The following is an 11,316-nucleotide window of genomic DNA, read 5'->3' as shown; positions in this document are numbered from 1 at the left end:
GAACGCTACAGGGCAGAGGCCTGGTCGTCGGGGACGTCCAACCAGTCGGGCTTGTGCTCCTGCTTGCGCCGGTCGAGCAGGAAGGCGATCCCGACGGAGGCGAAGTAGAGCAGCACCATGGGACTGGCGAGGAAGAGCATGGTGTAGGCGTCGGGCGTGGGCGTCATGATCGCCGCGAAGACGAGGATGATCATGACGGCCGGCCGCCAGCCCTTGAGCATCGCCTGCGCCGGTAGGACGCCCACGACGTTGAGCGCCACGAGGAAGACCGGGAGCAGGAACGCACAGCCGAAGGCGACGATGAACTTCAGGACGAAGTTGAGGTACTGCGACCCGTCCTGGAGGTTGTAGGCGCCCTCGGGCGTGAAGCCGAGCAGGACCGCGACGGCCTTGGGCACCATGATGAAGGCGAAGAAGCACCCCGCGAGGAAGAGCGGCACCGCGGCGACGACGAAGAGCCGCGCGATGAGCTTCTCCTTCTTCGTCAGGCCGGGGACGATGAAGCCCCAGATCTGGAAGAGCCACACCGGCGACGCGAGGATGAGCCCGACGAAGAGTGACGTCGTCAGCTGGAGCGCGAAGGCGTCCGTCATGCCGGCGAAGTTGATGTTGACGACGCCCTCGCGACCGACCTGCAGCTCACGCAGGGGCTTGGTCAGGGCGTTGATGACCTGGTCGTAGTAGATCCAGCCGAGGACCCCGCCGATGATGATGGCGATGGCGCTGATGGTGATGCGGTTGCGCAGCTCACGGAGGTGATCGCCGAGCGACATCCGCCCCTCGGGGTCGCGCTGGCGTCGCAGTGACGGCATTCAGGGAGCTCCGTGTGATGGGGTCGGGATCCGACCCACTCAGAACGTCGTGTCGCGACGGATGTCGTCGGCGCCCGACGTCGGCGTCGTCGTCGGGCTCGGGGTCGCGGCACGGAGGCGGTCGGCCTCGGCGCGGGCCTCGGCGGCCCGGCGCTCGGCGTCGGCGAGACGGGCCTCGGTGGCGCGGCGCTCGACATCGGCGTCCACGACGTCACCCGGCACGGTCGTCTGCGATGCGTCGCTCGGGACGGGCTTGCCGTCCTTCTTCAGCTCGTCCACCTCGGACTTGAAGACCCGGGCGGAACGGCCGAGGCTGCGGGCCATGTCGGGGAGCTTCTTCCAGCCGAACAGGGCGATGAGCACGACCGCGATGATGATGAGTTCGGGGGCACCCAGGTTGGGCATGGTTACGTCTCCTCGTCGAAAGCCGGTCCGGATCCGAACCGTCATGGTGCAGCCTCGGTGCTGCAGGTGTCCAGCATACGTGCGCCCGGTGAACCTGGACCGTGCGGCGCCCGTGAGAACGGCCAACTGACCGCTATGTGGGCACCCGTGGTCACCTGATGGACACAGGTTCCCCGGCCTCGACACCGTCGGCGCGTCGGGTGCTCAGCCGTTCGGGCCGTAGGCCGCCAGCGCGGACCGGGCCTCGACGGCGACGGCATCGACGAGCTCGGGCGGCTCGAGCACGCGCGCCTCTCCCCCGAGACGCAGCACGAGCCGACGCACGAGCGCGGGGTCGGCCACCTTGAGCGTGACCCGCAGCGACCCGTCCGGCCCGCGCTCCACGCCCTCGTTGGGGTAGTAGTCGGCGATCCACGCCGCCCACCGGCTGGCCTCGATGACGACGGTGACGTCGTTCTCGCCGGGGACGAAGACGTCGTCGAGGTCGCGCGGACGGGCGTCGGCGGGCGGCGTGCCGTCGAGGTCGAGCACCGACGCGTCCTCGATGCGGTCGAGCCGGAAGAGCCGGACGTCCTCGGCGCGGTGGCAGTAGCCCTCGACGTACCACTGCGCGTCGAGGTTGAGGATCCGCATGATGTCGACGTCACGCTCGGTCGACTCGTCACGCGTCGCGACGTAGTAGCGCAGGTGGACCCGACGACCGCGGGCGAAGGCGCCCTTGAGGGTCGCCATGGCCGTGTGCTGGCTCCCGTCGTCGAGGTCGAGGTCGATGCGGCCCGTGGGCTCGCCGACGGTCGTCGCGGCCGCGGCGCGGATCTTCCCGAGGGTGCGCTCGGCGACGTCGGAGCCGACGAGCGTCGACCCCAGGGCCTGCAGTCCGGCGGTCAGGGTGACGGCCTCGTCACGCGTCAGGCGCATCGGGGCCGCGATGTCGTCGGCGTTGTCGAGGTAGATGTGGCCGCTGTCCCACTGCGCGTCGATGAGCTCGGCATGGCCGTAGCCGGGGGTCCCGCAGACGAAGAGCAGCTCGAGGTCCTCGACGACCTGGTGCTCGTCGACCCCGAACTCCTGCGCCGCCTCGGCGATCGACACGCCCCGGTGCTGGAGGAGCCACGGGACCATGTCGAGCAGCCGACCGAGGCGCTGCGTGGCGGTCTCGGGCACGCGGCGTGCCGCCGTGCGTCGTGTGGCGCTCATGCGTGCTCCCCCGTCCGGACCGGAACGTCGTCGGGCCGGCCACCCTGCCCCGCCGGCACCGTCTGTGCGTCCAGCACGGCCCGGAGCGCGGACCTCACCCCGTCGACGAGCTCGGGCGGCGAGACGGCGACGGCGTGCGTGCCGAGGGCGACGACGTCGCGCTCGGTCGTGCCGCGGCGGTAGGGCACCTCGATCTCGGCCCACCGCTCGTCGACCTCGGTCGTGCGCTGGGCGTACCGGCGCAGGGTGTGGCCCCTCCCGTGCCGCACCCGCACGACAGCGGTGCCCTCGGGCTCGGGCAGCTGCGCCTCGAGGGCCACCTCGGGCACGTGGTCGGACGGGACGGCATACGAACCCGGACGTCCCTTGCGACGGACGGTGCCCTCGAAGCGGCTCAGACGGAAGGCGCGTTCGTCGCCACGGTCGACGTCGAAGCCGGTGAGGTACCAGCGTCCGTGCCAGTTCTTCAGCGCCCACGGCTGAACGTGACGGGTCGTCAGCTCCCCGTCGTTCTTGCGGTAGTCGAAGGTGATCGGCTGCAGGGCCGACACCGCGGCGTGGACGGCCTCGAAGGCCGGCTCCTTGGTGCGGATGCGCGGCTCGGCACCCGCGGCCACGGACTCGTCGATCTCGACGCCCGAGAGGCGCAGCTTGCGCAGGCCCGCGGACGCGGCACCCGAGATGCTCGCCGTCGACCACGCGCGGGCGGCCAGCGCCAGGGCGGCGACCTCGTCGGCCTCGAAGCTGATCGCCGGCAGCGTGGTCTCGCTCGCGTCGATGCGGTAGCCGACCTCGTCGTCGAAGAGGACGTCGAGGACCGTCGTCGTGATGGGGATGCCCATCTCGCGCAGCTCGTCCTTGTCCCGCTCGAACATCCGGTCGAAGGCCTCGTCGGAGGTCGCGGCGGCGTAGGCCGGCAGCGACTCGCGGATCTTCTGCTTCGACACCGGTCGCCGCGCGGACTTCAGCGCGAGGATGAGGTTGAGCAGCCGTTCGGTCTTGTCGGCCGAGGCAGACGCAGGGCTCATCGAGACCTTCCTGAAGGGGCGCGGCGCGTGGGGGGCAGTCCGACGCTACCCGAACATGCGATCGAATAGGGTCACCCCATGATCCAGTGGCGCCGGGGTGTCGTGGTCGAGGTGCGGTCCCGCTGGGCGGGCGCGGTCGAGTATGCCGTCCGGCTGCCGCCGGGTGAGGTCGTCCGGGCGCTCGGCTACGTCGACGTCGTCGGCGACCTCAACCCCGGGACCGCCGTGCTGCTCAACACGACCGCCCTCGAGCGAGGGCTGGGCACCGGCGGGCTGGCCATCGTCGTCGCCGCCCCCGACGCGCTCCCCCGTCCCGTCGACGACGTCACGGCCGTGCCGGGCCACGTCGTCAAGGCGCGCTACACGCCCTCCCAGACGATGGTCCTCGGCGTCGACGAGCAGGACAGCGAGCACCACGCCGTGCTGGCCGACGCCGACGACGTCGACGGTCTTCCGGTCGTCGTGGCCGACCTCCACTCCGCCCTGCCGGCGGTGCTCGCGGGCGTGCGTGACGCCGCGCCGTCCCTGCGGGTCGCCTACGTCATGACCGACGGTGGCGCGTTGCCCATCGACTTCTCCCGAACGGTGGCCGGCCTGCGGGAGGCCGGCTGGCTCGAGGCGGCGATCACGGTCGGGCAGGCCTTCGGAGGCGACCTCGAGGCGGTGAACGTCCACACCGGCCTGCTGGCCGCGCACCATGTCGTCGGCGCCGACGTCGTCGTCGTGTCGCAGGGGCCGGGCAATCTCGGCACGGGCACGCGGTGGGGCTTCTCCGGCACGTCGGCAGGCGAGGCCGTCAACGCCGCGGGGACCCTCGGCGGCCGCCCTGTCTGCTCCCTGCGGATCTCGGAGGCCGACCCGCGCGAGCGGCACCGCGGGGTCTCGCACCACAGCCTGACGGCATACGGCCGCGTGTCGCTCGTGCCCGGCGACGTGCCCGTGCCCCTGCTACCCGGCGAGGTGGGCGTGCGGGTGCTCGAGCAGGCCCGGGCCCTGTGCGCCTCGAGCCGGGGACGGCTGACGCTCCACGAGGTGGCGACCGACGGGCTCGACGCGGCGCTGCGCGACACACCGGTGCCGCTGCGCACGATGGGGCGCGGATACGACGACGACCGCGCCGGATTTCTCGGCGCGGCCGTCGCGGGGCGGTATGCCGCCGGGCTGGTTCGGCGCGCGTCCCGCCTGGACTGACGAGCGATGCGAGCGCAGCGAGCGAGTCGAGGAGGGAAGGCGTGACGTCAGGCGCGCCGAGCCCGGCGAGCGAAGCGAGCCAGTGCTATCTGACGTCGTCGAGGTCGACGACGAAGATCAGCGTCTCACCGGGCTTGATGGCAGCGCCCGCGCCACGCTCGCCGTAGGCGAGGTGGGCCGGGATCGTCAGCTTGCGCCGACCGCCGACCTTCATGCCCTCGATGCCCTTGTCCCAGCCGGGGATGACCATGCCGACGCCGAGACGGAAGTCGAGGGCGCTGCCGCGGTTCCAGGACGAGTCGAACTCCTCGCCCGTCGAGTGCGCGACGCCGACGTAGTGCGCGCTGACCGTGTCACCGGCCTTCGCCTCGCGGCCGTCACCCTCGATGAGGTCCTCGACGACGAGGTCGGCGGGCGCGTCACCCTCCGGGAAGTCGATCTCGGGCTTCGTGCGGTTCGGGTCGAGTGCCATGCTGCGTGTTCCCTTTCGTCGGTGAACTCGGTCGGTGGTGCGGTCGGTACCGCGGTCAGTACGCGTCGAGGATGTCGACGACGAAGACGAGCGTGTCGGTGCCGGAGATCTTGGGCGCGCTGCCGGCCTTGCCGTAGCCGTCCGCCGGCGGGATGACGAGCAGCACGCGGCTACCCACCTTCTTGCCCACGAGCGTCTTGTCCCAACCGGGGATGACGCCGCCGACGCCGATCGGGAAGTCCGCGGCCGCGCCACGCTGCCACGAGGAGTCGAAGACGCTGCCGTCCTTCCAGAGGACGCCGTGGTACTGGGCGCTGATGGTCTGGCCCTTCTGGACCGTCGCGCCGGTGCCCTGGATGAGCGTGGCCTGCTGCGTCGTCGTCGGGGCCGTCGTCTTGGGCACCGTGACGGTGGGCTCCTTGGTCGGGCCGTTCTTGAACTCGACGGTGGGCAGGCCCGCGGGTGCGGCCGTCTGGGTGCCGTCGACCTGCGTCAGGGGCGTGTGGACGTCCTGGATGTCGGCGACGACGACGATGGTGTCGGTGCCCTTGACGCCGAGCTGGTCGTTGCCGGCGGTGCCGAAGCCCTTCTCGGGCGGGATCGTGAAGGCGATGCGGCCGCCCTTGGTGGCACCGACGAGGCCCTCGGTGAAGCCGGCGACGATGTCCGTGCGGCCGAGGCGGTAGGCCTCCGCGGACCGGCCGGCGGCGTAGCCGTCGTCGATGAGCTTGCCGCTCGTGCCGTTGTAGATCTGGGCGCGCAGGCGCACGGTGTCGGCCTTGGTCGCGGCCTTGCCGGTACCCGGGGTCAGCACCTTGTGCTCGACGGCCTTCGAGCTGATCGGCGTCGCACCGAGGGCGACCTTCGGGGCCGTCTTGAGGTCGACGGCGCCGGTGGCGGTGACGCCCTTGAGGGCAGCCGAGGCCGCGACGGTCGTCGTGGCGGAGCCGGAGGAGCCGGACGAGCTGGACCCGCAGGCGGCGAGGGTGGTCAGGCCGAGGGCAGCGATCAGGGCAACGGCCGTGCGAGCGGCCGGACGGTTGGGGCGCACAGGGGAAGACTTTCGGTCGGGGCGGGCGGGCGTGGAGGTCCCGCAGGGCAAATCCCAGCCACTGTAACGCTCACCCTTGTGCGCGCTTCACAGCGCACTGACAGGTCCGCACAGGTCCGGTCGGCACCCGTGGGTCAGAGCGGTCGCTGGATCGTGGGCGACCGGTCGATGGTCTCCATGAGGCGCTCGACCCGCTCGTCCACCGAGCGGAACGGGTCCTTGCACAGCACGGTGCGCTGCGCCTGGTCGTTGAGCTTGAGGTGCACCCAGTCGACCGTGAAGTCCCGGCCGTGGGCCTGCGCGGCACGGATGAAGTCGCCGCGCAGCTTGGCCCGCGTCGTCTGCGGCGGGCGCACCTTCGCCTCGAAGATCTCGACGTCGGAGGAGACGCGGGCCGTCCGCCCGTGGCGCTGGAGCAGGTAGAAGAGGCCGCGTCGCCGGTTGATGTCGTGGTAGGCGAGGTCGATCTGCTGGATCCGCGCGTCGGTGAGCGCGAGCCCGTGCTTGGCGCGGTAGCGCTCGATGAGGCGGTACTTGATGACCCAGTCGATCTCGGTGTCGATCGCGGCGAGGTCACCCGACCCGATGGCGTCGAGGGCCCGGCCCCACAGGTCGATGACCTGCTTCGTGTCGGGGCTGTCCATGCCTTCGCGGTCGACGAACTCGATGGCCTTGTCGAGGTACTCGCGCTGCATGTCGAGGGCCGACAGCTCGCGGCCGTTGGCGAGCCGGACGGTGGCCCGTCCCGTCGGGTCGTGGCTCATCGTCCGGATCGCGCGGATGGGGTTCTCCATGGAGAGATCGCGCATGACGACGCCCGACTCGATCATCCGCAGGACGAGGTCGGCACTGCCCACCTTGAGCAGGTTGGTCGTCTCGGACATGTTGGAGTCGCCGACGATGACGTGCAGGCGGCGGTACTTCTCGGCATCGGCGTGCGGCTCGTCCCGGGTGTTGATGATGGGCCGGCTCCGGGTCGTGGCCGACGACACGCCCTCCCAGATGTGGTCGGCGCGCTGGCTCACGGCGAAGCTCGCCCCGTGCGCGGTGGCGACGACCTTGCCGGCGCCGCACGTGATCTGACGGCTGATGAGGAACGGGATGAACATGTCGGAGACGCGCTGGAAGTCGCCCGACCGGCCGTAGCAGTAGTTCTCGTGGCAGCCGTAGGAGTTGCCGGCGGAGTCGGTGTTGTTCTTGAAGACGAAGATCTCGCCCTCGACGCCGTCGTCACGCAGCCTGCCCTGGGCGTCCTCGACGAGGCCCTCGAGGATGCGCTCCCCCGCCTTGTCCTGGATGACGAGCTCGCGCACCGAGTCGCACTCGGCGGTGGCGTACTCCGGGTGGGACCCCACGTCGAGGTAGAGCCGGGCGCCGTTGCCGAGGAAGACGTTGCTCGACCGGCCCCAGGCGACGACGCGGCGGAAGAGGTAGCGGGCGACCTCGTCCGGAGTCAGCCGACGCTGGCCCTGCGTGGTGCAGGTGACGCCGTACTCGTTCTCGATCCCGAAGATCCGCCGCTCCATGAACCAACTCTAGGCGGCGGGTCCCGCGGCCGTCGGGCACGACCACCCGTCGGCGCGGCTGCTCGCGCCCATCCGGGCGCGAGCAGACCTGCCGAGCCACCCGCCCGAGGCGCCGACACGACCCTCCCAGGGGGTTCCGACGGGCGCGGGGCCGGTCCGTGTCTCGGTGTCGCGACGATCGTTCCGGCACGGTGTCCCACAGGCCGACGTCTGTGATAGTCAGTCTGGTGTGGCTGTCACAATGGCCGCTGTCCCCTCTTGCCGTACCCCTCCACGATCCCCTGCATTGGACGGAAATGATCGACAGACCGCACTTCAAGTTCTCCCGCCGCGGCTACGAGCCCGAAGAGGTTGACTCCTTCATCGAGTCGCAGAACCGCACCCTGCAGGCGGCCAAGAAGGATGCCGCCGAGCGGAGCGTCGAGCTGACCAAGCTCAACGCCGCCCTCACCGACCTCCGGGGACAGCTGGGTCAGCAGTCGCGGGTCATGGCCGACCTCAAGAAGAACAGCTCGCCCGCCCCGGCCCAGACGTTCGCCGACCTCGGTGAGCGCATCGCCCAGATCCTGGCGCTCGCCGACCAGGAGGCCGGCGAGATGCGCACCCGGGCCAACGGCGAGGCCGACGAGATCCGCGAGCGCGCCAACCGGGCCGCCTCCGAGCTCAAGGCGACGACCGCGACCTACGCCGAGCAGGCTCGCGCCCGCGCCGACGAGGAGGCCGTCCGCATCATCGCGCAGGCCAACCGCGAGGCTCAGGCCATCGTTGCCGAGGCCCAGAGCGTCACCGCGGCCCAGCGGCAGGAGGCCGCGGCGGAGTACGAGTCGCACCGCCTCAAGGCCTCCACCGCGTCCGCCGAGCTCGAGGTCAAGCTCGCTGCGCGCCGTGAGTCGGCCGACGCCGAGTTCGAGGCTCGTCGCCAGCAGCAGGAGGCCGCGCTCAACGAGAGCGAGTCCCGCCTGCGTCAGCTGACCGAGCGTGCCGAGCACGACGCGCACGAGATGCGCGCCAGGGCCGAGCGCCTGCTCGAGAACGCCCAGGCCCAGTCCGACCAGATCGTGTCCGAGGCGCGCGACCACGCCTCACGCCTGCGTGAGGAGTCCGACCGCGAGCTCGCCGCCGCGACGGCCCAGCGCGACAGCATCACCGCGCAGCTCGGCAACGTCCGTCAGATGCTCGCCACCCTCGGCGGCGGTGCCCTCATGGACACGCTCGGCGCCCCGGACAAGCCGGCGCAGCCGCCGCAGGTGGCCGACGTCCAGCAGCCCGTCCCGGCCGTCCAGCAGGCCTCGGATGCCGACGACGAGAGCGCCGAGCAGACCTCCCCCGAGGCTGTCTCGTCCGACGCCGAGAAGGCCGAGCAGGCCGACGAGGACGCTCAGCCCGCGGCCGACGCCGACGCCGAGCAGGGCGACGAGGAGCAGGACGACGCAGCGGGCGAGAGCTCGTCGTACGGCTCGGACCAGTCGTCGTACTACCAGCGCAGCGCCTCGAGCGACCGGGTCGGCGCGCAGCGCCGCTGACGCACCGTGGTGGCCCCAGAGCCGGGGTCACTGCACACCGCGCGACACGAAGGCCGCCCACCATCTCGGTGGGCGGCCTTCGTCGTGTGCACCTCGGTGCGATTGCCGGCTCGTCAGGAAGGCGGTGTCGGGGATCCGGGACCGTCCGCGGGGCTCGCCGAGCTCGCCGAACCACCCTCTCCCGCAACGGTCTCCGTCGACCCCGGACCGGCGGTGGCCTCAACGGCCCCAGGCGCCTCGACGAGCAACCGCGTCAGCAGCGGACCGACGATGCGCCGGAACGAGCGCCGGGGACGGTCGCGGTCGAGCACCGCCACCTCGAGCTGGCCCTCGTCGAGGGCGCGGCGCTCGCCGTTCTCGCCGGCACCGAGCACGTCGACGGCCAGTCGCAGGACCTCGGCCAGGGTCATGCCCGGCCGCCAGCCCGTGCCGAGACGCTCCTCGGCGGCGTCGCTGGCGCCGCCCATCGCCACGAAGCCCTGCTCGTCGGCGACCGACCCGTCGTAGGTGAGCCGGAAGATCTGGTCGGTGTCGCTGTCGACCCCGACCTCGGCCACGACGATCTCGATCTCGAACGGCTTGGACTCCTGGGTGAACACTGCCCCGAGCGTCTGGGCGTACGTGTTGGCGAGGGCCCGAGCCGTGACGTCGGTGCGGTCGTAGGAGTAGCCGCGCAGGTCGGCATAGCGGATGCCGGCGACCCGCAGGCTCTCGAACTCGTTGTAGCGACCGACCGCGGCGAAGGCGATGCGGTCGTAGATCTCCGACACCTTGTGCAGGGCTCGCGAGGGGTTCTCGGCGACGAACGCGATGCCCCGGTCGTAGCCGACGACGATGACCGAGCGTCCACGCGCGATCCCCTTGCGCGCGAAGTCGGCCCGGTCCTTCATGACCTGCTCGGGCGGGACGTAGAACGGCATGCTCATCGGGCGCCTCCCGGGTTGTCGCGACGGGCGGCCACGACGCGCTGCACGTGTCCCTCGAGGACGTCGGACGCGACGAACCGGGCGCCGGAGTGGTCCACCACGGCGACGGTCGGCCAGATCTGGCGGCCGAGGTCGGGGCCACCGGTGGCGGAGTCGTCGTCGGCGGCGTCGTAGAGCGCCTCGATGGCGACCGACACCGCCTGCTGCTCCTCGAGACCCGGCCGCCACAGCTTCTTGAGGGCGCCGCGGGCGAAGACGGATCCCGAGCCGGTCGAGTGGTGACCACCCTCGATGTAGCAGCCGCCTGTGACGTCGTAGGAGTAGATCCGCCCGGTGGCCGACTCGAGGTCGAAGCCGGCATAGGTCGGGACCACGGTGAGGCCCTGCATGGCGAGGGAGAGGTTGCCCCGGATCATCGAGGCGAGTCGGTTGGCCTTGCCCTCGAGCGACATGATGGCGCCCTCGATCTTCTCGTAGTGCTCGAGCTCGACCTGGTAGAGCCGGACGAGCTCGATCGCGATCCCGGCCGTGCCGGCGATCCCGACGACGCTGTAGTCGTCGGCGGCGAAGACCTTCTCCATGTCCCGGTTGGCGATGACGTTGCCCATCGTGGCGCGGCGGTCGCCGGCCATGACGACTCCCCCGTCGAAGAGCAGCGAGACGATGGTCGTGCCGTGCGGCGCCTCGATGCTCGCCCCGGACGGCAGGCGCCGACCCGAAGGCAGCAGCTCAGGACGGTAGGCGGAGACGAACTCGCTGAACGACGAGGACCCCGCGCTGAGGAAGGCGTCGTCGAGCCGCCGAGGCCGCCCCGGGGACCACTGGGTCACTGGCCGCCCTTCTGCACGAAACCGCGGACGAACTCCTCGGCGTTCGACTCGAGGACACCGTCGATCTCGTCGAGAACGCTGTCGATGTCGTCGGACAGGCCCTCCTTGACGGCAGCGCCGGCGGGCGCGGTCGGCGGTGCCTCCGGTGTCTCCGGCGGCTCCTCGTCACGACGCTGCGGCTTGACGTGCTCCTGACCCGGCATGGCTACCTCCCAGACGTGAACGACCTCGTCCCCCGACCCTAACCCGTGTGCGCCCCGCGGTCCGAGCACCCACCGCCGACGGTGGACGCGCCTCTCCCCCGGCGCTGCTCACGACGGCGCCCGGGAACCGACGGCCACCGGCGGACGGCGCC

At 71.3% G+C, this 11,316-nt stretch carries 12 protein-coding genes; 2 read left to right on the top strand and 10 right to left on the bottom strand.

Annotated features, from left to right (window positions below; genetic code table 11):
* Positions 1 to 5: 5 nt before the first annotated feature.
* The 4 genes from tatC to ASH01_RS14540 all read right to left on the bottom strand — a co-directional run bounded on the left by tatC (position 6) and on the right by ASH01_RS14540 (position 3,442).
* Positions 6 to 812, bottom strand: coding sequence for a twin-arginine translocase subunit TatC (gene tatC, locus ASH01_RS14555; RefSeq protein ID WP_235508651.1), 807 nt, complete (start codon positions 810 to 812; stop codon positions 6 to 8).
* A gap of 39 nt (positions 813 to 851) precedes the next feature.
* Positions 852 to 1,217: a Sec-independent protein translocase subunit TatA gene (gene tatA, locus ASH01_RS14550; RefSeq protein ID WP_056777035.1), complete on the bottom strand. Its 366-nt coding sequence runs from the start codon at positions 1,215 to 1,217 to the stop codon at positions 852 to 854.
* A 204-nt stretch (positions 1,218 to 1,421) separates the two neighbouring features.
* Positions 1,422 to 2,414 (bottom strand): helix-turn-helix transcriptional regulator, encoded by a 993-nt coding sequence (locus tag ASH01_RS14545; protein WP_056777031.1) that lies wholly within the window; start codon positions 2,412 to 2,414, stop codon positions 1,422 to 1,424.
* Positions 2,411 to 3,442, bottom strand: a complete 1,032-nt coding sequence (locus ASH01_RS14540) for a helix-turn-helix transcriptional regulator (protein ID WP_056777028.1) — start codon at positions 3,440 to 3,442, stop codon at positions 2,411 to 2,413. The genes ASH01_RS14545 and ASH01_RS14540 overlap by 4 nt, the downstream gene beginning before the upstream one ends.
* A 78-nt stretch (positions 3,443 to 3,520) precedes the next feature.
* Between ASH01_RS14540 and ASH01_RS14535 the strand changes: the two genes are divergently transcribed.
* A complete protein-coding gene (locus ASH01_RS14535; RefSeq protein ID WP_056777024.1) occupies positions 3,521 to 4,633 on the top strand; it encodes a DUF3866 family protein in 1,113 nt (370 codons plus the stop codon).
* Positions 4,634 to 4,718: 85 nt separating this feature from the next.
* Here the strand turns inward: ASH01_RS14535 and ASH01_RS14530 are convergent, their stop codons facing one another.
* The 3 genes from ASH01_RS14530 to pafA form a co-directional block, all read right to left on the bottom strand.
* Positions 4,719 to 5,105, bottom strand: coding sequence for an FKBP-type peptidyl-prolyl cis-trans isomerase (locus tag ASH01_RS14530; protein WP_020144225.1), 387 nt, complete (start codon positions 5,103 to 5,105; stop codon positions 4,719 to 4,721).
* Between the two features lie 55 nt (positions 5,106 to 5,160).
* The gene (locus ASH01_RS14525; RefSeq protein ID WP_056777022.1) at positions 5,161 to 6,156 is read right to left on the bottom strand and encodes an FKBP-type peptidyl-prolyl cis-trans isomerase; all 996 of its coding nucleotides are present in this window, start codon (positions 6,154 to 6,156) and stop codon (positions 5,161 to 5,163) included.
* Positions 6,157 to 6,290: 134 nt separating this feature from the next.
* On the bottom strand, positions 6,291 to 7,682 hold the full coding sequence (pafA, locus tag ASH01_RS14520) for a Pup--protein ligase (RefSeq protein WP_056777019.1): 1,392 nt from the start codon (positions 7,680 to 7,682) through the stop codon (positions 6,291 to 6,293).
* Positions 7,683 to 7,978: 296 nt separating this feature from the next.
* On the opposite strand from pafA, the gene ASH01_RS14515 reads away from it, so the two are divergent.
* The gene (locus ASH01_RS14515; protein ID WP_056777017.1) at positions 7,979 to 9,205 is read left to right on the top strand and encodes a hypothetical protein; all 1,227 of its coding nucleotides are present in this window, start codon (positions 7,979 to 7,981) and stop codon (positions 9,203 to 9,205) included.
* 113 nt (positions 9,206 to 9,318) lie between these two features.
* On the opposite strand, the gene prcA is transcribed toward ASH01_RS14515, so the two are convergent.
* The 3 genes from prcA to ASH01_RS14500 are packed head-to-tail and all read right to left on the bottom strand — an operon-like array spanning position 9,319 to position 11,164.
* Positions 9,319 to 10,131 (bottom strand): proteasome subunit alpha, encoded by an 813-nt coding sequence (gene prcA / locus ASH01_RS14510; RefSeq protein ID WP_056777014.1) that lies wholly within the window; start codon positions 10,129 to 10,131, stop codon positions 9,319 to 9,321.
* The gene (prcB, locus tag ASH01_RS14505) at positions 10,128 to 10,961 is read right to left on the bottom strand and encodes a proteasome subunit beta (protein ID WP_056777011.1); all 834 of its coding nucleotides are present in this window, start codon (positions 10,959 to 10,961) and stop codon (positions 10,128 to 10,130) included. The genes prcA and prcB overlap by 4 nt, the downstream gene beginning before the upstream one ends.
* Positions 10,958 to 11,164: a ubiquitin-like protein Pup gene (locus ASH01_RS14500; protein WP_056756869.1), complete on the bottom strand. Its 207-nt coding sequence runs from the start codon at positions 11,162 to 11,164 to the stop codon at positions 10,958 to 10,960. The genes prcB and ASH01_RS14500 overlap by 4 nt, the downstream gene beginning before the upstream one ends.
* Positions 11,165 to 11,316: the final 152 nt, after the last annotated feature.

Source organism: Terrabacter sp. Soil811 (assembly GCF_001429655.1).
Classification (GTDB): domain Bacteria; phylum Actinomycetota; class Actinomycetes; order Actinomycetales; family Dermatophilaceae; genus Terrabacter.
Note: the sequence above shows the minus strand (reverse complement) of the source record. Positions and strands in the feature narration are given on the sequence as shown.

Bases quoted from the DNA above. Each gene is read 5' to 3' on its own strand.
- tatC (WP_235508651.1), bottom strand. From the start codon at position 812: ATGCCGTCACTGCGACGCCAGCGCGACCCCGAGGGGCGGATGTCGCTC.
- tatA (WP_056777035.1), bottom strand. From the start codon at position 1,217: ATGCCCAACCTGGGTGCCCCCGAACTCATCATCATCGCGGTCGTGCTC.
- ASH01_RS14545 (WP_056777031.1), bottom strand. From the start codon at position 2,414: ATGAGCGCCACACGACGCACGGCGGCACGCCGCGTGCCCGAGACCGCC.
- ASH01_RS14540 (WP_056777028.1), bottom strand. From the start codon at position 3,442: ATGAGCCCTGCGTCTGCCTCGGCCGACAAGACCGAACGGCTGCTCAAC.
- ASH01_RS14535 (WP_056777024.1), top strand. From the start codon at position 3,521: ATGATCCAGTGGCGCCGGGGTGTCGTGGTCGAGGTGCGGTCCCGCTGG.
- ASH01_RS14530 (WP_020144225.1), bottom strand. From the start codon at position 5,105: ATGGCACTCGACCCGAACCGCACGAAGCCCGAGATCGACTTCCCGGAG.
- pafA (WP_056777019.1), bottom strand. From the start codon at position 7,682: ATGGAGCGGCGGATCTTCGGGATCGAGAACGAGTACGGCGTCACCTGC.
- ASH01_RS14515 (WP_056777017.1), top strand. From the start codon at position 7,979: ATGATCGACAGACCGCACTTCAAGTTCTCCCGCCGCGGCTACGAGCCC.
- prcA (WP_056777014.1), bottom strand. From the start codon at position 10,131: ATGAGCATGCCGTTCTACGTCCCGCCCGAGCAGGTCATGAAGGACCGG.
- ASH01_RS14500 (WP_056756869.1), bottom strand. From the start codon at position 11,164: ATGCCGGGTCAGGAGCACGTCAAGCCGCAGCGTCGTGACGAGGAGCCG.